This window comes from Granulicella sp. S156, assembly GCF_009766105.1.
GTDB lineage: Bacteria > Acidobacteriota > Terriglobia > Terriglobales > Acidobacteriaceae > Granulicella.
On record NZ_LMUH01000020.1, the window covers coordinates 28,033 to 47,344 of the forward strand.

14 protein-coding genes are annotated in these 19,312 nt (G+C 57.1%); 6 read left to right on the forward strand and 8 right to left on the reverse strand.

Features of this window, described 5'->3' with window-relative positions; all coding sequences use genetic code 11:
• The 6 genes from GSQ91_RS14890 to GSQ91_RS14915 form a co-directional block, all read right to left on the reverse strand.
• Positions 1–576: ABC transporter permease (locus GSQ91_RS14890; protein ID WP_174240699.1), on the reverse strand; the 576-nt coding region annotated here is incomplete at its 3' end.
• Positions 577–789: 213 nt separating this feature from the next.
• Positions 790–1,389: an isoprenylcysteine carboxylmethyltransferase family protein gene (locus GSQ91_RS14895; RefSeq protein WP_158822553.1), complete on the reverse strand. Its 600-nt coding sequence runs from the start codon at positions 1,387–1,389 to the stop codon at positions 790–792.
• A gap of 43 nt (positions 1,390–1,432) precedes the next feature.
• Positions 1,433–2,263: a GAF domain-containing protein gene (locus GSQ91_RS14900; protein WP_158822554.1), complete on the reverse strand. Its 831-nt coding sequence runs from the start codon at positions 2,261–2,263 to the stop codon at positions 1,433–1,435.
• A gap of 84 nt (positions 2,264–2,347) precedes the next feature.
• Positions 2,348–4,570 carry a xanthine dehydrogenase family protein molybdopterin-binding subunit gene (locus GSQ91_RS14905; RefSeq protein WP_158822555.1) on the reverse strand — a complete coding sequence of 741 codons (2,223 nt, stop codon included), beginning with the start codon at positions 4,568–4,570 and terminating at the stop codon, positions 2,348–2,350.
• Positions 4,567–5,577, reverse strand: a complete 1,011-nt coding sequence (locus tag GSQ91_RS14910; protein ID WP_158822556.1) for a xanthine dehydrogenase family protein subunit M — start codon at positions 5,575–5,577, stop codon at positions 4,567–4,569. Before GSQ91_RS14910 ends, GSQ91_RS14905 begins: the two co-directional genes overlap by 4 nt.
• On the reverse strand, positions 5,574–6,272 hold the full coding sequence (locus GSQ91_RS14915; protein ID WP_158822557.1) for a 2Fe-2S iron-sulfur cluster-binding protein: 699 nt from the start codon (positions 6,270–6,272) through the stop codon (positions 5,574–5,576). The genes GSQ91_RS14910 and GSQ91_RS14915 overlap by 4 nt, the downstream gene beginning before the upstream one ends.
• Positions 6,273–6,477: 205 nt before the next feature.
• Between GSQ91_RS14915 and GSQ91_RS14920 the strand changes: the two genes are divergently transcribed.
• The gene (locus GSQ91_RS14920; protein ID WP_158822558.1) at positions 6,478–8,058 is read left to right on the forward strand and encodes a S10 family peptidase; all 1,581 of its coding nucleotides are present in this window, start codon (positions 6,478–6,480) and stop codon (positions 8,056–8,058) included.
• Between the two features lie 87 nt (positions 8,059–8,145).
• On the opposite strand, the gene GSQ91_RS14925 is transcribed toward GSQ91_RS14920, so the two are convergent.
• The gene (locus GSQ91_RS14925; RefSeq protein ID WP_158822559.1) at positions 8,146–9,102 is read right to left on the reverse strand and encodes a hypothetical protein; all 957 of its coding nucleotides are present in this window, start codon (positions 9,100–9,102) and stop codon (positions 8,146–8,148) included.
• Positions 9,103–9,278: 176 nt separating this feature from the next.
• Between GSQ91_RS14925 and GSQ91_RS14930 the strand changes: the two genes are divergently transcribed.
• The 5 genes from GSQ91_RS14930 to GSQ91_RS14950 all read left to right on the forward strand — a co-directional run bounded on the left by GSQ91_RS14930 (position 9,279) and on the right by GSQ91_RS14950 (position 18,504).
• Entirely contained in the window at positions 9,279–10,340 is a 1,062-nt protein-coding gene (locus GSQ91_RS14930) for an NAD(P)-dependent alcohol dehydrogenase (protein WP_158822560.1), read from the forward strand.
• Between the two features lie 4 nt (positions 10,341–10,344).
• The gene (locus GSQ91_RS14935; RefSeq protein WP_158822561.1) at positions 10,345–11,352 is read left to right on the forward strand and encodes an AraC family transcriptional regulator; all 1,008 of its coding nucleotides are present in this window, start codon (positions 10,345–10,347) and stop codon (positions 11,350–11,352) included.
• Positions 11,353–11,882: 530 nt separating this feature from the next.
• Positions 11,883–13,424: a sulfatase gene (locus GSQ91_RS14940; protein ID WP_158822562.1), complete on the forward strand. Its 1,542-nt coding sequence runs from the start codon at positions 11,883–11,885 to the stop codon at positions 13,422–13,424.
• An 83-nt stretch (positions 13,425–13,507) separates the two neighbouring features.
• Positions 13,508–17,425: a carboxypeptidase-like regulatory domain-containing protein gene (locus GSQ91_RS14945; protein WP_158822563.1), complete on the forward strand. Its 3,918-nt coding sequence runs from the start codon at positions 13,508–13,510 to the stop codon at positions 17,423–17,425.
• A 359-nt stretch (positions 17,426–17,784) separates the two neighbouring features.
• Positions 17,785–18,504 (forward strand): nuclear transport factor 2 family protein, encoded by a 720-nt coding sequence (locus GSQ91_RS14950; protein ID WP_158822564.1) that lies wholly within the window; start codon positions 17,785–17,787, stop codon positions 18,502–18,504.
• 72 nt (positions 18,505–18,576) lie between these two features.
• Here GSQ91_RS14950 and GSQ91_RS14955 read toward each other — a convergent pair whose 3' ends face one another.
• Entirely contained in the window at positions 18,577–19,290 is a 714-nt protein-coding gene (locus tag GSQ91_RS14955) for a hypothetical protein (protein WP_216845271.1), read from the reverse strand.
• Positions 19,291–19,312: the final 22 nt, after the last annotated feature.

Here is a 19,312-nt window from a genome sequence, read left to right on the forward strand (position 1 = left end):
AGCTACGCCCAGTATCGTGAAAGGGTGTCCCTCGATCAATACCGTCTGGCCCACCACATCACTCGATGCGGCAAAGCGGCCCTTCCAATAGTCATAGCTGAGCACCAGCACCGGGTTGGCGTTCTTTGCCGTGTCGTCCTGGGAGGTGAGCAGCCTTCCCAACGCGGGCCTGAGGCCTAGCAGGGTAAAGTAGTTGCCACTCACCAACTCGGCGTCCTCATCCTCGGCTTGACCGTGCCAGGAGAGTCCGACGGAGGTTCGGTCCGCAGCCAGCACCCCTGAGAAGACCTTGTTCTGGTCACGCAGGTCCTTGTACATGGGGTAGGAGAAGTAGTCATTTACACTTCCGCCGAAGACCCATATGTGTCCTGAAAAGTGTCCTGTCCACTTGAAGCGCACGAGCTCTTTGGGCCGCTCGACCGGCAGCATGCGCAGTAGCACCTGGTCGAAGAGCGTGAAGACGGCGGCGTTTGCACCGATGCCCAGGGCCAGTGTGACGACCACCGTCAAGGTGAATCCAGGGGCCCTTAGCAACTGACGTAGCGCATAGCGCAAGTTCTGAAGTAGCGTCTGCATGGAACCCTCCGGGCACACGACCGTGCAGGATTTGTGAGTGCACTTCTTTAGCCAAACCGTTCCGCATGGAAGTCTATTGTTTACAGAGAAATAAGCTTATTTCTTGAACTGTCCACAACACTATTTGTCCGAAATCGGAAAATCGGTGTCCGTAACCGGACAGTGACATTTCCTGGTCGGCAGTTGAGTTCATAACTCGATGGGAAGACTGCCTCAAAAGATATAGGGAATCAATCTCCAGGTACGCCGCATGTACTCCCTATAGGGTGCGCCCAGACCTTGAGAAAGAGCCTGTTCTTCAATGTGAATGCGGTAGAGGTAGACCGCTCCCAGGCAGAGTGGAGGCAAGAGGATAGCCAGCCAGTTGTTTAGCGTCATGCCAAAGCCAAGCTCTCCCAGCAGCGAGCCCAGATACGAGGGATGCCGAAGCCAGCGATAGGGGCCGTGTTCCACAACCTGCTGCCCGCTTGAGACGGCCACATCGTAGGTGAAGAAACGGCCCAATGTGCGAATCGCATACCAACGGAAGATGGTGCCACCCAGCCAAATCACAATGCCTGCGCCGAATACAGCCTTCCAGTGAACGCCAATCGAGAAAGCCGGGAACCAAATGGCTACAACGAAACCGAGCACCATGGCGAGATTCGCTGTCACGATGACAAGAAGCTTTGACCCCCGATCCAGCTTTTGCGCGTCGTCTCCAGAACGCAGGAGTCTGGAAAGTACGATCTCCGGAACGATACAGAGGATGTACGTAGCTATCCAGAGAACCATCAGTGCGGGATGACCGTGGAAGACGTCTGGCGATCTCATCGTATCTTTATAGGGTCTCTCTTGACCAAGCCGCTCAATAGCGTCAACTGGCAATGTCGAAGCCGGTATCGCGTTTCCGATAGGGCAAGGCCAGCAGCTTCTGTACCAGTTCCGATAACTTCTCCAGGTCCCCAGACGCGTGCCGTACCGCCTCCTGCACATCCTCAACCTTCTGGCTTTCTGTAGCCAGGTACAGGAGATTGGTCAGGCGCTGCAGGGGGTTGTTGATCTTGTGTGCCAGATCGTTGGCCATCGCCGCGGCGGCAGCGGCGCTCTCCTGCTCCAGAAGCCTTTTTTGCTGCCCCTGCTGCCGTACGCCCATGGCGGCAAAGTCGGCCAGCACCTGCATCATGCGGGAGTCGGACTGGTCGAAGGCCTCTGTCCGGCCATGGGCCATGATGAAGATGGTTCCACGAAGCCCATCTACCTCCCAGGGAAGCAAGATGCCGTCCGTCACCAGGGGTGCTTCAATGCCCATCAAATCGAAGAAGCGCTGCGACACGCGAAAGAGTTGTGGCCTTCCGCGCTCCAGACAGATACCGCATGCACTGGGATAGCGGGGGAGAACCGCGTCCAGGAAGCCGGTGTACTGTCCGGCCGTGGCCACCCAATGGTAAAAATCTTTATCAGTCCGATCTTCTCTCTCGATGCTGATACCAGCGCTGTCCGCATCGCAGAGTTCGATGGCAGCGTTGACCAACTCCTGCAGAATCGTGTCTGGATTTTCGACGAAGGCATGGGCGATACGCCGCATGCCTTCCATCTGAAGGGCGACATCGCGGACGTGCACCCGCCTGGCTGCGAATGCAGCGTCGTTCTGGATGTCGATGACTTCAAGGCCGGTGTCGGCCGAAAGGACGGCAGGTGTGCTCATGGCTTTTCTTTCAAAGATCCTACTCTACGCCATGGACTGTGTCCGTCAGCCGTTGCACGCAATCACCTTGCCGCCCTTATCCGATCATGCCTGCATGATCTTGTCCGGGGTGATCGGGTAGTGCCTGACCCGCTTGCCCGTAGCGTTATAGATAGCATTGGCCACAGCGGCAGCCGCGCCCGTGATGCCGATCTCGCCAATGCCGCGTGAGCCTAACGGGTTGAATTTGGTGTCGGGGATATTGAGAACACTAACATCGATGTCCCCGATGTCGGCATTGACAGGGACGTGGTAGTCGGCAAAGCTCTCGTTTACGGTACGCCCGTAGACCGGGTCGATGACCGTCTCTTCATGCAGCGCGAACCCAACGCCCCAGACGATGCCGCCCATCAGTTGGTTGAGGCCGGTCTTGTTGTTCATGAGCGTGCCGATGTCGTAGGTTCCGACGACACGCCGCACCTGCACCATGTGCGTGTCCTTATCGACGGCAACCTCGGCGAAGACGGCCCCAAAGGATTGTGTGGTCATCGATGCTTTGTCTGCAGCCGGCTGTGCCGAGCCTTCAGCCTCGATGGATTGCGAGCCGTTGCGCGTGAGCAGGGCTGTGAAGCTCTCCCCAGTCGATGGGTTCGATCTCAGGAAGACACGTCCATCTTTGGTGTCGAGGTCGGTGTCTTTGGCGTTGTAGAGGGGCGATCGCGAGTCCTGAATGGCGAGCTGGGACAGTTTGAGCTTTGCCTGTTTAGCCGCAACGTCGATCGCCGGAAGGACGGAGGCTGTCGATTGCGATCCACCGGAGACAGGCGCTTTGGGCAGCGTTGAGTCTCCGAGCCTGGCTTCAACCAGCGTGGGGTCAAGCCCCAGTGCTGCCGCCGCGGTTTGGGCCATGATGGTGTACATGCCGGTACCGATGTCCTGCGTGCCGCAGCCGACAAAGGCATGTCCATTGGGCAGGATACGAACCACAGCCGTTGCGGCAGAGCGGTTCGCCGGATATGTCGCTGTTGCCATGCCGTAGCCGATCAGCTTATGGCCTTCACTGTTCTGGCGCGGCTGCGAGTTACGCTTTGACCAACCGAAGCGGTCGGCGGCCTGTGTGTAGCACTCGCGGAGATGCTTGGAGCTGAAAGGACGATCCCGCGAGGGATCGGTCTCGGCATAGTTCACCAGCCGGAGTTGAACGGGGTCCATGTTCAGTTTGTGCGCGAGTTCGTCCATCGCAATCTCAAGCACTGCTGTTCCAGTGGCTTCGCCGGGAGCACGCATGTACGTTCCCATGCCGAGGTTCATGTCCACCATCTTTTCCGTGGCGGAGTTTGCCTCGCTGTTATAGAGCATGCGGCTGGGGCCGGCAGAGCGCTCTACAAAGTCGTCCATCACCGAGGTGTGCATGATCGCGTCGTGCTGTATGCCTACGATTCTGCCACCGGCATCCGCCCCGATCTTGATCTTGTTGACCGTGGTGGGCCGTGCGCCGACCGGACCAAACATCTGGTCGCGTTCGAGCACGATCTTTACCGGCTTCTGCACGATCTTCGCTGCCATCGCCGCGAGCACCACATGCGACCACGCGGTGCCTTTGCAGCCGAAACCTCCGCCGGTATAGGGGCACTGTACGCGCACGTTCTCGAGCGGAAGATTGAGGATGCGGGATAGCGACATCTTTACGCCGGAGATGTATTGGGTTGCGTCGTAGACGTTGAGCTTCTCGCCCTCCCACCAGGCGATGGTAGCGTGCGGCTCCATCGGATTGTGATTCTGTATGGGAGTGATGTAGGTCTCGTCGACTGTGACGGTGGCCTTTGTCATGGAGGACGCGAGGTCTCCGCGCTGCGTGCCCGGTTGCTCCTTGCCACCCTGCTTCGGAAGGCGTGCCTCAGCGAGACGCCCCATGAAGTTGAGTTTCGCGGGTTGCGAGTTGTATTGGATCTTCAACAACCGCGCGGCATGCCTTGCAAAGGGCAGCGAGGTCGCGAGGACGACGGCAATCGGCTGCCCATTGTAGTGCACGTCAGCATCCTGAAGGATGCTCAGGTTGTGCGGCTTGGCAGAGGTCAGCTGGGGGGCGTTGAACGGGGTGAGCACTGCGATTACACCGAAGGCGCGCTCCGCCTCTTTTTGATCGATGGAGGCGAGGGAGCCGCTGGGGATCGTAGATTGCACGATGTAGGCGTAGACAAGGTCCTTCTTCGGGAAGGGCTCCGTGAACTCAGCTGCATACTTCGCTTTGCCCGTGACTTTGGCGATGCCGTCGTAGCGGTGTTCGAGCTGCCCCTTTGGTGTGGGAGATGTCTGGTTCTGCATCATGCTTCTACTCCTTTGCTGGCTTGTGTCAGTGCGCGGACGATGCTCTGTTTGGCAAGCTCGACCTTGAACGCGTTGTGTTCGTGGGGTTTCGCTCCGGCAACGGCGAGCTCTGCGGCTCTCTGGAAGGTCTCTGTCGTTGCAGGTTTGCCGGTGAGTGCGTGTTCGGCCTCCAGAGAGCGCCATGGTTTGTGCGCCACGCCGCCCAGGGCGAGCCCGGCGGACTTGATGGTGTCACCGTCCATCTCCAATCCTGCCGCTACCGATACCAGAGCAAAGGCATAGGACTGGCGATCACGCACCTTGAGGTACCAGGAGTTCTTCGCAAATTTTGATGGAGGCAGCGTGACCGCAACGATCAACTCGCCGGAATGCAGGTTGGTATCCAGCTCCGGAGTTTTGCCAGGCAGTCGATGGAATTCGGAAAAGGGAAGCGTTCGTTTGCCTTTAGGTCCCTGAATCTCAACCGTTGCATCGAGTGCACTGAGTGCGACGTTCATATCGGATGGGTTAGTGGCGATACAGGTATGGGCTGAGGTTGCGCCTTCGTCAGTCTGGCCCAGGATCGCGTGGATTCTATTGAAGCCGTTGATGGCTGCGCACCCGCTGCCCGGCACACGTTTGTTGCAGGCAGGGAAGGCTGTGTCCATGAAGTAAAAGCAGCGAGTGCGCTGCATCAGGTTGCCGCCGGTAGTCGCCATGTTGCGGAGCTGCGGACTGGCGCCGGAGAGCAGTGCGTGTGACAGCAATGGATAGTGCGTGATGATGTTGGGATCGTTGGCCAGATCGGAGTTGCGAACGAGTGCACCGATGGTTGCACCGTTGGCGTTGGCTAAGACTTTGTTCAAGCCGATGTGGTTGATGTCGATCAGCATTGAGGGTGTTTCGACGCCATCCTTCATCAGATCGACGAGGTTGGTACCTCCGCCAAGGAATTTGGCGTTTTGCGCGGCGATTGCGTGGAGAGCGGCATCCGGTGCTTCGACCCGTTGATACGCGAAGGGATTCATGCTGCACCTCCTGTGCTGGTGAGGGCGCGAACCGCCGCCACAATATTGGGATAGGCGCCACAGCGACAGATGTTGCCGGACATGCGCTCTCGAATCTCATCGTCGGTGATCTCGGGGTGTGAGATCTTTCCGGTCTCGAAGCTCATGCGGGAGAGGTCGCCGCGCCGGGTCTCTTCGATCAGCGCTGTTGCCGAGCAGATCTGGCCGGGGGTGCAATAGCCACACTGGAAGCCATCATGGTCGAGGAACGACTTCTGCATCGGGCTCAGGTGCTGTTCGTCGCCGAGACCTTCGATGGTTGTGATCTCTGCTCCCTGTGCAGCCACTGCGAGAGTCAGGCAGGAGTTCACGCGGCGGCCGTTGAGCAACACGGTGCAGGCGCCGCACTGGCCGTGGTCGCAACCCTTTTTGCTTCCCGTCAGATCCAGGTTCTCGCGCAATAGATCGAGCAGCGTGGTGCGTGTGTCGACCGTAAGCTGGTGCATCTGCTTGTTGATTGAGAGGCTTACCGGAAACGTCTGCGGCGCAGACTGGGACGTCTGGGCAACCGCGACTCGGGGCAGGCCTGCGACAATGCCGGCGGTCACGACTCCCGAGACAGCCAGGAACGTGCGGCGGCTGAGTTCAGATTCAGGCGTGGATACCTCTTCGGCGTCCAGAGTTTCAGGAAAAGCGGATTCGGCGCATGGTGGCATAGCAACCTCATTTGTAGTTCGATGCAATCGGGCAACCTGCAGCTTTGTTTCGGGAGAAGATGGTCGTAGAGGGCTCTTAGGGATGTTCGAACAGGCGCATTGCGCCCACGATTTCGTTGCTGCGGGTTAGACGTTGCGTCCTGGGACTTAGTCTGTGCGTCTATGCTCAGTACATTCTGTTATTTCTTTGTCTGGGGAGAGTTGTGTGAAGTTTACGGATATACGTTTGTCCGCAACCGTATTGCTAGCGGTATTGTCGGTAGCTTCCATCGCCGTGGCGCAGGACACACGGCCGCACCATGCAGCAGAGCAGGGTGCAGACGCCAAGCCGGCGGCTGACGCCGATGCCAACACGCTGCCCATTCCTCCCGAGACCACGACGATCACCAAGCACGATTGGAGCGCAGGCAGCCGCACGGTTCACTACACGGCAACAGCCGGTAACCTGCTCATCAAGGATGAGAACGACAAGGCCAACGGCAGCATCTTCTATGTGGCGTACACGGAAGACGGTGTCCCTGCGAAGAATCGCCCTATTACGTTCCTCTACAACGGTGGTCCTGGTTCTGCGACCATCTGGCTGCATATGGGTTCCGTGGGGCCCGTCCGTGTAGTCACGGAGAGCCCGAAGGCGACGGGGCCGGCACCCTATGAGTGGGTGCAGAACCAGTACAGCCTGATCGACAAGAGCGACCTGGTCTTCATCGACGCACCGCTCTGCGGCTTCTCGCGTGCGGCAGGCAAGGGAACTGCCAAGGACTTCGCTGGAGTCGATCAGGACGTCAAGGCATTTGAGAAATTCATTACGCGCTACATCACGGTGAACCAGCGTTGGGAGTCTCCCAAGTTCCTCTTCGGAGAGAGTTACGGCACGCCGCGTTCGGCGGCGCTGGTGGCAGCGCTGAACAACGATGGCATTGAGTTCAACGGTGTCGTTCTGCTCTCGTCGATCCTGAACTACAACGTTCGCGATCCGGGCTATGACGTTGAGACAAAGACCTATCTGCCCAGCTATGCGGCTATCGCATGGCACTACGACAAGGTTCCGCACAACGGCACGATGCAAGACTTCGTCGAACAGGCGCGCAAGTTCGCGCGGGGACCGTATGCTGAAGCCCTTGACCAGGGAGACAAGCTACCCAAGGCTGAGTTAGACGCCATCGCCGCGAAGGTCGCTTCCTTCACGGGCCTCAGCGTGCAGTATGTCAAGGAGTCCAAGCTGCGCATCTCGCCCACTCGTTTCCGCAAGGAGCTGCTACGCGATGACGAGCAGATTCTCGGCCGCTACGATGCGCGCTTTGAGGGCTTCGATGTCGATGCCGCGGGTGAGAACCCCGGCTACGATCCCTCGGATACGGGCATCAGCGGTGTCTTCGTGGGAGCCTTCCACGACTACATTCAGAGCGAGCTCAAGTACATGAGCTCCGAGCCCTACAACCTCCAGGGACCGGGCATCAATCAGAATTGGGACTGGAAGCACCATCCCTCAGGGGGCGGCTTTCGTGGAGGAGAGCAGGCTCAACCGGACACGGTCGTCGATCTGGCCGATGCCATGCGCAAGAATCCGAAGTTGAAGGTGTTCTCAGCTAACGGCTGGTTCGATCTTGCAACACCGTTCTTTGGGACCGAGCACGATATCGCGCAGATGATGCTACCGGATGGGATTCGGGATAACGTCAGCTTCGGCTACTACCCGGCGGGGCACATGGTCTACCTCAATGTGGATGCGCTCAAAGAGATGCATGCTGATCTAGAGAAGTGGTATCCGGAGGCGGCGCATCATTAGGCTTTTGTTGCCTTTGTTTCTGAGATAGGTCCGGGCTGAAGCCTTGGCCTATCTCAGAAACAACAACAAATAATTGGTCAGATACTCCTAACCGGTCGACAGGTCATTCTGAAGGCGCATGTGGAAGTTGAATACCAGAAGCGTCAAAATTCCAAAGACCATCGCGACTAGGGCGAGAGGCGCACCGTAGGGGTATCCCTCCGTGAGCGAGAAGCGAATCAGAATGATCGAGACCACGAACGCGGCGTTGCGAAAGACCATCTCATATTGCCCGGAGACGACCAGCGACAGGATCAGAATCAGAACATCGGTGAAGATCATTACGGTGAACAGGTCGTTATAGAACGTCGTCGCAGGTCCAGGCATGTTTTGTCCGGTTGTGAGATTGCGGTACGTGTGAACCGCAACGACACCGAAGTTGTAGGTAGCCATCGCTAGCAGGAGCGTTGCCAGTCCAATGGCGACCACTTTCTTTTGCGCAATGAATCGTCTTAATCCTCGTGCCCGATCCGGTGTTCCAGGCGGACGCACTCGCTGGAGCGCGACATACTGGAAGATGGCGACCAGAAGAAACATCAGCAGGCCGGCCCACATATCGAGGAAGACCGGAAGCGCGTCGTGAGCAAGACGGTGCCCTGTGACCAACTGGCTGGCAATGGCGATGTCTTTGAAGACGTCGCGAATGAAGATCAACGACACGATCTCAAATTGGTTGGCGATAGAGCGGGTCGTCGATGCAGGCAGCGCCGCAATGAGGGTCAGCACCTCGTAGAACAGAATGAAACTGAACGGAGTGGAGATCGCTGTCAGGTAGTTTCGTCCGACCTCAGCGATGAGCAGTGAAGGATGAGGGAGTGTTCGGGCGAGAAAGATCAGCGCCAGATGGATTGCAAAACCGGCGATGCTCAGCTTGATGACCAGATGCTTGAGAGCCGACTTGTTGGCGTCGGAGAAGATTAAATCGTGCGCGGTAATAAGCTTCAGCCATAGGCGCAGGAGCGTCCCGTGGTTGCCATGCTCGGGTTCGATCGGCGTGGTTGTCATAGGCGCTGGGGTTGTTTAGCAGTCAGAGTACAGTACAGCCCCAACACGTGGCTGATCCTGGCATGCGAGCACTGGCTGATTTGGGAAAAATAGCTGCGCAGAGGCATGGCGTATTCTGCATACAGTATGGCGCGTTCTGCATATCATCGCACGCCGGAACGGCCTACATTTGACCCATGTACAACGCGAAAGCATACTCCGCTGCCAGTGATAAATCGCCGCTTGCGTCCACCACGATCGCGCGGCGCGATCCAACCCCGAACGACGTGCAGATTGAGATTCTCTTCTGCGGCATCTGTCACTCGGACCTCCACCAAGTCCGCAACGAGTGGAGCGGCGCCATGCCGACTGTTTACCCCTGCATCCCGGGCCATGAGATCGTCGGTCGCGTCACCAAAACGGGTTCGGCGGTAACGAAGTTCAAGGCCGGAGACCTCGCCGCGGTCGGCTGCATGGTCGATTCCGACGGTACCTGTCCCGAGTGTCTGGCGGGCTTTGAACAGTTCTGCCCTAACATGACGCTTACCTACAACTTCCCCGACAAGCACACCGGAGGTGTCACCTATGGTGGCTATTCGGACAGTGTCGTCGTCGATCAGCGCTTCGTCTTGAAGGTGCCTGCGAACCTCGATCTCGCGGGAGCCGCACCATTGCTCTGCGCCGGCATCACTACCTACTCGCCTATGCACCACTGGGGTGTCACCAAGGGCAAGAAGGTGGGCGTTGTTGGTCTTGGCGGATTAGGCCACATGGGCGTTAAGTTCGCACATGCGCTTGGAGCTCACGTGGTCCTCTTTACGACCTCGCCCAACAAGAAGGAAGACGCTCTCCGCCTCGGCGCCGATGAGGTCGTTATCTCCCGCAATGCGGACGAGATGGCCAAGCACGCCGGAAGCTTCGACTTCATCCTCGATGCTGTCTCTGCCGACCACGATATCAATGCCTACCTCAACCTGCTCCGTCGCGATGGAAACATCTGCCTCGTTGGCGCTCCTGAGAAGCCGCTGTCCGTGGCTGCCTTCAATCTTCTCTTCGGCCGCCGCTGCCTCTCCGGCTCGCCTATTGGAGGCATCGCCGAAACTCAGGAGATGCTCGACTTCTGCGGCAAACACAACATCACTGCCGATGTCGAAGTCATTCCCATCCAGAAGGTCAATGACGCCTATGACCGGCTGCTGAAGGCCGACGTCAAATACCGCTTCGTGATTGACATGGCCTCTCTGAAAGGCGAAGCGTAGTTCTATGAGCAAACACTTCCGGGTTGCCGCTCGTCTGTTCCCCAGGCTGAAAGAGTCGGGAATCCGTGTGTCTGAGCTTTTGGAGAACGCCGGGTTGCCTCCAGGGCTTCTCGATCAACCCCGTATCCTCGTCACAACGGAAGAACTCTTTGCGCTGTGGCGGGGAATCGGCGAGATCAGCGAGGATCCCGCTATAGGTCTTGAGCTAGGTACAGAGAGTCGACTCGAGCACTTCGATGCCATCGCCCTCGCTGCTCTCTCCACCGACAGTTTCGGCGAAGGCATGCGCCAGATGGCTCGCTACAAACAGTTATCCTGCCCGGAAGAGATCATCCACGAAACGGTGGACACGGAATGGCACATCCAGTTTCGCTGGCTTCTCGCTAACGACGTAGAGCCGGAAGTCCTCACCGACCTCTGCTTCGCCTGGGTGCTTACCATCGCGCGTCATGGAACCGGAACGCGCATCTCTCCGCTACGCCTCGAACTCATACGTCCGCGCTCTTATGCAAAAGCCATGGAGCGTCACTTCGGCTGTCCCGTCATCTTCGGAGCTGCGCGTAACGCCATCGTCTTCCGTGCGTCGGATGCCGCTCTGCCTTTTGTAACCGGCAACGCCGAGCTTTTATCCATGCTCGCGCCGCAGCTCGATGAAGAGTTGAAGCAGCACAAAGGCCAGGAGACCTTTCCTGAGCGAGTCCGCGCTGCCATCCAGAAAAAACTCGCTGGCCGCCGGCCCAGGGTGCAGGACATTGCGCGCGAACTGCACATCAGCTCTCGAACGCTGCAGCGGCAGTTGCAGGACGCGGGGTACAGCTTCCAGCAGGTTCTCGAGGAGGCACGTCACCAGCTTGCGCGGCACTATCTCAATAACTCACTGCTCGAGCTGAACGAGACGGCCTACCTGCTGGGATATGAGGATTCGAACTCCTTCGTCCGAGCCTTCCGCACCTGGGAAGGCGTTCCGCCAGGCCACTGGCGCGGGGTTCAGCGAGAAAAAATTGCTTTGTAGTTTCCTGGCGCACACTAGAAAGGCCAGAGTTTTTTGCGTCTGTATACTGCGGAGCCAGCGCTCTAGCGTCGTTCTATCGCAAACATTGTTCCAGATTTATTGGCTTTTTGGGCTGTGCAATGAGGTTTTAGCGAACAGGTATCCATTCCATGCTGGCCTTGACCAGTCAGGTCGGTTCGTTTGACGGCAAGACAGGTTGTATGAGAACTTATTTCATACCATGAATAATATCCGCCAGACACATCGCACACTCTGTTGTTGCTGTTCGCAGCAGCTTTGTGGTGTGAACGTCTGTGCTCGGCTTGATCGAATCTGATCGGTCTTCTCTAAATTGAGCGCTGGACCTAGCCCACATCTCGTGGGCTTTGTTGTCTCTGCGCTCACCCTTACCCAGTCGATATTGCCTTCATAACCGCATCTCCTTTGAAAACCAGTCTCATTGCCCAGGCTTCGGCAATGACCTTCATCTATACGGCCAGCAACTAGCGGGAACTCCGCATACACAGGCAGCACAACGAGTACGAGGAACGATGTCATCCTATTCAACGAATCGGACAACGAGACGCCAATTCATAGCACAAGCCGCTGGCACAGCACTCGCTGGGGCGCTTCCTCGCACAGCGTCTGCGCGCGAGACGCAGAGGCCCAATGTCCTCTTCTTCATGTCGGACGACATGAGAGTGGAGTTAGGCTGCTACGGTAGTCGCTTTCAGGCACAAACCCCAAACCTTGATGCCCTGGCGAAGCAGGGAGTGCGGTTCGATCGTAACTTCTGCCAGTTTCCACTGTGCAACCCATCGCGGGCTTCGTTGCTCACTGGTCAGGGACCGCTCGAGACCAAAGTATTGGGCAATCGGACGAACTTCCGCGATACCCGTCCGGACCTGACCAGTCTCCCTCAGCTATTCCGCGAGCACGGCTACGTTACAGCGCGTACAGGAAAGATCTTTCATGGGGGCTATGACGACCCAAAGGCCTGGACCGTCGGGCACAGCGATGTGTCCATCGCGGAGATCGAAGCTGCGGCCGATCAGGGCGACGACGCGCCCCGCGGAAACTATCACGAACATCGGGAAGTGATCCCGCCACAATCCGTTCCGCCACCTCCTCCGGGAACCCCTGCATCGACGAAACAAGATCCCAGGGCCGCTCATTCGGACGAGATCCTGATCCTCGATGGCGATGGAGGCGATCACCCCGAAAACCGTACTGCGGAGACAGCTATCGGCTATCTGAGAACGTACCGCAATCAACCCTTCTTTATCGGGTGCGGTTTCTCCAAACCGCACAGCCCTCCAACAGCGCCTCAGCGATTTTTCGATTTGTACGATCCCGCAAAGTTCGAATTGACGCCTGATTTTGCAGCGTGGCCCACCGTGCCGCCAGGATTTCCGAAGGCAGCGATCAGGCCGCGTAATGCGGATCTTTTCATCGGTCGCGGAGCAAGCACCGCAGAGGCGAAAGAGGTGATTCGTGCCTATCTTGCCTCTATCTCCTGGGTTGACTGGAACCTTGGCCGGGTAGTCGCTGAATTGGATACTCTCGGCCTTCGCGACAACACGATCGTTGTCTTTGTTGCGGACCATGGCTACCAGCTTGGTGAAAAAGGGAAGTGGTCCAAGGCGGGATCGTTATTTGAGATGGGAACTCGGGTCCCGCTGATCATCCATGACCCAAGGGCCGCCGGTAATGGAAAGACCTCAACACGTCTCGTGCAGTCTCTCGATATCTATCCGACTCTGGTGGAGCTGTGCGGGCTCTCAGGACCGTCGTCCGGACTGCAGGGCACGAGCCTTACTCCACTGCTCCATCGTCCTCAAGCGACATGGAACCGTCCGGCCTTCAGCATCTGGAGCGAGGACGGCAAGAGCATTCACGGCGTGGCGGTGCGCAAGGATCATTGGCGCTATGTGGAGTTCGGCGTGGATGGCAAGAACGGAAGCATGCTCTTCGATGAACAGAACGATCCGCTTGAGATGCAAAACCTCGCCGAAGATCCGGGCCATGCAGTGATCCGTAACGAACTTTCAAAGCTAACTGCCGCTTATAGAGATCAAAACAGACCGGCATAACGAACAGGACAAATCCCTGCGGTGCAACAACGGGTTAGCACCTGTTTGCCAACTGGACGCCTTATAAATTTTGGAGACGAACAATGAAACTCTCAACTCTGCGGCGCAGCCTGCAGCGTTATGCAACATACGGTCTTGCCATACTTTTGGTATCGGTAAGCATGATGTATTCAGCGAAGGCGCAGACCGGTGGCGATGGAGCTATCACCGGTACCGTCACGGATCCTACCGGTGCTTTGATTCCACGCGCGACAGTGACGGCTACGAACAATGCCACTGGTGTTGTGACTGCACGGCCCACGTCATCCGGTGGCTTGTACCAACTCAGCCCACTCATCGTCGGAACCTATACGGTCACAGTGACTGCGGATGGTTTCGAGAGTGTGAAGCAGCAAAACATCGTGATCAATGCAGGACAGGATTTCGGGCTCAACGTTACGCTTCATCCCGGCAGCCAGGGGGAAACGCTGACTGTAAACTCAGCCCCGCCGTCTCTGGATACGACCAACGCTGAGCTTGGAGGAACGATCACGAGCAAGGAGTACATGGAGCTTCCTTTGCTGGTTTCGGGCAATCAGCAAAGAGACATCACGCAGTTTTCGAATCTTCTTCCGGGAGCCCAGCCGGGTGCGCGGTCTTCACTGTTCTCCGGTACCGCCAGCCGCGTTGAAGAGGTATATCTCGATGGCATTCCAATCTCCGAGATCAGTCAGATCGGCGACAATCGGCCCATCTTCAACCTCGTCCCTTCCGAGGCGATCGATCAGATTGGCGTTACAACCAGCGGGCAGTCGGTAGATGCCCAGGGTGCGGGTTCCGTGAACTACACCATGGCATCGGGAACGAACCAGTACCACGGAACGGTTGCTGACTTCATTCGGAACACACTCTTCGATACCTGGGGATTCACCGCGCCTGCCGCCACCACCCAGAAGGTGGTCAATGGCGTCCTGGAGACCGTCCCAGCCGGCAAGCCCGCCGATCATCAAAATGAGTTCACTGCAGCAGTGAGTGGCCCAATCAGCATCCCTCACTTATTTAGCGGACGAGAAAAGCTTTTCTTCTTCGCAGCCTATGATCTGACCCATGCCAATACGGCACCCAGCTATTCCACTGGAACCGTGCCTACGACGCTCATGCGCACGGGCGATTTCACGGAGTTGTTGAGCAGTGCCCAGGCTGCGGGTACCGGTGCGGCCGGTGCCAATGGGCCTGGCTATCTGATCTATGATCCAACCACGCAGACGTGTGTCGGCAGTGTTTGCACCCGCAAGCCCTTTATGGGGTTGAAGAACGGAATCCTGACGCCCAACGTCATCCCTGCGAATGAAATTTCTCCTATCTCGCAGACGATGCAATCGTTCCTGCCGGCGCCCACGACCTCCGGGCTGCAGAATAACTATCTCGGCGGGTATCCGCAGGGCACCAAAAACTGGCTGTATTCAGGCCGCATTGATTACGACATCTCGCCGAAGAATCGGCTTACGTTTGTGGTAACAGGGGGTAATACCCATCCCGTTCCCTACACAGGCAACGGTGTGCTGCCGGTACCGTATCTGGCGTCTGTCTATACGCAAACTGGCGGCCACTGGGCCGATATGCAGGACACGTATACGATTTCTCCGAATCTTGTGAACCAGTTCAAATTCGGGTTTAGTAACTTCGGTGGCCCTCCTTCCAGGAACCTTACGCAGGGAGTCTCCCAGTACGAAGCACAGAATATGGGGATCAACTTCAGTGGCCTGCCTGCCGATTCGCAAGCGGTTACAGAGTTTCCGACGCAGGCCTTCGCCGGCAGCAATACGCAGACAGGGTGGGGGGATGGTGTGCCGGGTACGAGTAAAACAACCGTCGATGAGTCCTATACCATCCTGGACAACCTCCTATGGGTGAAGGGCAAGCACGCCATGACTTTCGGTTTCCAGTTGCAACGGCTCGAATTGAATCAGTCGGCACAGGATGGTCCTACCTCCGGACTTTCACTGAATTGGAAGACCGACGAAACGGCGCAGGAGAGCGGCTCTGCCTATACAACCAGCACGGGATATTCCTATGCGAGCTTTCTGCTGGGTGCTGTCGGCAGTGCAGGTGTTACAGAGTTGCCGTTCTCCGTGCTGGGAGGGCGCTTTCATCCGGCCGCGCCATACTTTCAGGACAACTACAAAGTCACTTCAAAGCTGACGCTGAATCTTGGTCTGCGTTGGGACTATATCCCGACCTACAACGAGGTGCTGGATCGCTTCTCGTTTCTCAATGCGAATATCGCGAATCCGGCAACAGGGAATCTCGGCGCACTTCAGTTTGCTGGAAACTACGGTGGACCAGGTGTTAGCTGCGGTTGCAATTCTCCCGCGCACAACTATATGAAGAACTGGGGGCCGCGTCTTGGTTTCGCATACGCCGCCAATGACAAGACTGTCGTGCGTGGAGCCTACGCCATCGTGTACTCGCACGGTGGCGGGACCGGCGGCGCAGGGGGTGCGTATCAGGGAACTGGTTCGCTTGGGTTCACTAGTTCGCCAGTCTTCTCGGACGGCGGTGCTGGTACTGGCGCCGGTCCTGCGTTCTATCTGAACAACAGCGCAGCCTTCCAGTCGCAAGGTAACTCCAATAACACCTTTGGCGGCCCCGGCTACACGTTCCCGGCGATCACCCCTCCCAGTGCCAGCAGCCAGATACTCAATACTGGAAATTACGTAACCAGCTCTGGAGCATTTGTAACTCCCGGGTCGATCAGTTATCTCGACCCCTATATATCCGGTCGTGCTCCAGAGTTCAATTTCTGGAACTTTGGGATCCAGCGCGAATTGATCCGCGACCTGACCGTCATGGTGAACTATGCAGGCTCTGAAAGCCACTTCCTGGCCGGCGCGAGCAACATCCGCGGATTGCAGTCGGGAGAGCTCGATCCCAAGTACTATGCACTTGGTGTTGGAGTCTATGGCGCCGGTCTGCTGTCAAAGCCGGCTACAGCGGCGAACATAGCCGCGGCAGCGGCGATTATGCCGGGTATCGCTGCTCCCTATCCTGGATTTATCGCCGCAGCAAGCACCGCAAAAGGCGCGAGCTACGCGACGATCGGGCAGATGTTGACCTGGATGCCCCAGTACGCCGGCACGACCGATACCTGGGGAAGCCAGACAGCGAATGCGTCCTACCATTCCCTGCAGATCTCACTGGCTAAGCGAGTGTCCCATGGACTGACGTTGAACCTCAATTACACCTACTCGAAACAGCTCGACGATACGGGTACCATTCGCAGTGGATACGCTATCCCCGCAAATCTTACCCTCAACGGAAAGGCCTGGAGTCAGGACCGCATCGATCGTGGATTGAGTGCGACTAGTGTGCCTCAAAACCTGGCAATCTATGGTCTCTATAAGCTGCCTTTTGGCAGAGGCGAATACGGAGGCAGTCGTCTTCTGACCCGCGCGGTTCTTGGAGGTTGGAACCTCTCTGGAGTCTTTACCTACATCTCAGGAACTCCGTTGCAGCTCACCTCAACGGCATGCTCGTCGGCCACCGAGCCCGGCCAGGGACAATGCATGCCCGACGTCAACCCCAACTTCACAGGGAAGGTTCGTCAAAATGGAAGCTGGGGACATGGCGCTACTGCGGCGAATCTCGGTCAGTACTCGTACATCAACGGAGCGATCACCGGTACAAATCCAGGCGAGGGGACTGGAAGTGTACCGTGCACTGCCAGCAGCGGCCCCTTCTGCAACTCCGGAGCTCTGATGATTGGTGATGCCCCTCGCAGCGCGCCCTTCGGTCTCAGAGGTCCAGGTGTCTACAACCTCAATATGGGCCTCCGGCGGTCGTTCAATATCACCGGTAGTTCAAGCTTCATCTTCGGTGTGGATTGCCAGAATGTGACCAACAAGGTGACCTTCAGTGGGATCAACACGGTGGTGAACAGTGCCAGCTTTGGAACGGTGAGCAGCGCTACCAGTAACTCAGGCAGCCGGGACTTTCAATTTTCAGGAAGGATCCGTTTCTAGAGATGTGAGTCGTTATTCGTCAATGAATGGGGAACTAGAGAATAGCGCGAAGCGCAAACCGTGACGCCTTAGCGTCATTGGGTGGCGGGTAAGGGAGGCAATCGCCTTTAGGCCACGGAATAAGGACAGGTAAGAATCGGGCTTTAGCCCCGGGCCTTTTGTTCGTAGCCGAAAGAAGGCCCGGGCCTGGAGCCGTTCCCGTATAGGTGTAGAGCGAGCCACAGGTCTATACGCTGTTTTTTTCCAAGAAAACAGCACTCGCAGGGATTCTCCACTTCACCTCAATACGGGAAATGCTCTAGACCATCACTGAAGGAAATACCTGCGTCCAGTTTTCACTTGATGTTAAAAGTATTTATATGTCCTATTTTCGTTCAATCCTGCTTGCCACCGCATTTGCGACTATTTCGCTTGTACCAGTAAGCTCACTCGCTGCGCAGACGATTGAATCAGACTCTGCACTGGCGACACAACTACGTAAGAGTGATGAGCTTTTGCTCAAGGCAGTACATACGGCGGATCGCCCGGTCTGGCAGACGTTTGCGGCACCCGATTTCTTCTATCTCGACGAGGAAGGTGGCGTCACGTATCTGGACGCTTTTCTGCGGGAGTTAGAGCCCATGACATCGAAGCCGCTGCAAATACAAAGTTACAAGCTGACCCGGGCTGGTGATACGGCCATCGTTCTCCACGAAGACACAGACGAGAACAAAGTTCGATACATCTTTACAGAGACCTGGCAGCGTTTGAACGGCGCTTGGAAGCTACGCGCGCTCCATATTACAAATGTGCTTTCCGACCCGCCGGCCATACAGCTCTCACATGCCCAGATTGACGAGCTTGCAGGCACCTATCGTTCGGGTTCGGTCACCTACACGATCCGCCGGGAAGGTGATCGAATCCTCACAAAGCGTGAGGATCGCCCAGAAAGTGAACAAAGGGCAGAGACGCGCGACGTGCTGTTTTCTCCGGGTGATCCTCGTGTGCGTAAGGTCTTTCTGCGAGACGCGGCAGGTAAAGTGACCGGCTTCGTGGTGCGGTATGAAAGCAGTGATACCTTGTGGACGAAGGTAGGGTGACCCGATGCGAGACGTCATTGCAGGCTCAAGGCCCGGTATTTTGAGTTGCAAAAAGGTCTTGCAATTTGCTTGCTACATCAGCGGGGCAGTCGATCCGTCCGACCACTTACCAGCGGGTATCAAGAACACGGTCACAGGTTCTGGCGCACCCAGAAACTGTGGGCTCAGCATGATGGGAGAACCCGGCCGGTCGGCACCCCAGTCCACTTTGAGTGGGGTGTAAAACATCAGGTGCGGAATCCAGTGGCCCGCGGAATCGTCGAGGTAGCCGTCCTTCGACATCATGTAGCACATGGATCCAGGCTCCAGCAGCGGAAGTTGTTTCTTATCGAAGGCAGCCTTGATGCTTTCCTTGATTTCGGTTCTGGATTGCCCAGCTAACACGAGCTCTGTCCTTTTGTAGGTGATGGGCAGGATTGACCGCGCTGCCTCTGGATTGAAACAGATCGGACCCCGTAGTTTCGGATTCCAAAACTGCGGGGCATCGAACGGCGACATCCAGGCCCGCTCGACGACACAGACGAAGCCGTTCTTACCTTCGACCGCGGTCTCGTAGCCATGGGTGCCGAGTACGAGAACTCTGGCGTCTTTGGAGATGGCTTCAGGTGCCGCGCTTCGCGCCAGCGCGATCTCTGCATCCCGATTCGGTATCAGGTATTGAGACAGAGGCGCCATGCTGGGATACGGCGCCTTGTGATCCTGCGCTGGAGTGCTCTCTCCCACGCCTAACAGGAGAATCAAGCCTAAGTAGATCCATGCTTTTCGCAATCCGGAATCACAGTTCATTGTCTGTCTCCAAGGAAATTCT

Excerpts from the sequence above, each read along its gene's own strand:
- GSQ91_RS14895 (WP_158822553.1), bottom strand. The coding sequence starts at position 1,389 with ATGAGATCGCCAGACGTCTTCCACGGTCATCCCGCACTGATGGTTCTC.
- GSQ91_RS14900 (WP_158822554.1), bottom strand. The coding sequence starts at position 2,263 with ATGAGCACACCTGCCGTCCTTTCGGCCGACACCGGCCTTGAAGTCATC.
- GSQ91_RS14905 (WP_158822555.1), bottom strand. The coding sequence starts at position 4,570 with ATGATGCAGAACCAGACATCTCCCACACCAAAGGGGCAGCTCGAACAC.
- GSQ91_RS14910 (WP_158822556.1), bottom strand. The coding sequence starts at position 5,577 with ATGAATCCCTTCGCGTATCAACGGGTCGAAGCACCGGATGCCGCTCTC.
- GSQ91_RS14915 (WP_158822557.1), bottom strand. The coding sequence starts at position 6,272 with ATGCCACCATGCGCCGAATCCGCTTTTCCTGAAACTCTGGACGCCGAA.
- GSQ91_RS14925 (WP_158822559.1), bottom strand. The coding sequence starts at position 9,102 with ATGACAACCACGCCGATCGAACCCGAGCATGGCAACCACGGGACGCTC.
- GSQ91_RS14930 (WP_158822560.1), top strand. The coding sequence starts at position 9,279 with ATGTACAACGCGAAAGCATACTCCGCTGCCAGTGATAAATCGCCGCTT.
- GSQ91_RS14935 (WP_158822561.1), top strand. The coding sequence starts at position 10,345 with ATGAGCAAACACTTCCGGGTTGCCGCTCGTCTGTTCCCCAGGCTGAAA.
- GSQ91_RS14940 (WP_158822562.1), top strand. The coding sequence starts at position 11,883 with ATGTCATCCTATTCAACGAATCGGACAACGAGACGCCAATTCATAGCA.
- GSQ91_RS14945 (WP_158822563.1), top strand. The coding sequence starts at position 13,508 with ATGAAACTCTCAACTCTGCGGCGCAGCCTGCAGCGTTATGCAACATAC.
- GSQ91_RS14950 (WP_158822564.1), top strand. The coding sequence starts at position 17,785 with ATGTCCTATTTTCGTTCAATCCTGCTTGCCACCGCATTTGCGACTATT.
- GSQ91_RS14955 (WP_216845271.1), bottom strand. The coding sequence starts at position 19,290 with ATGAACTGTGATTCCGGATTGCGAAAAGCATGGATCTACTTAGGCTTG.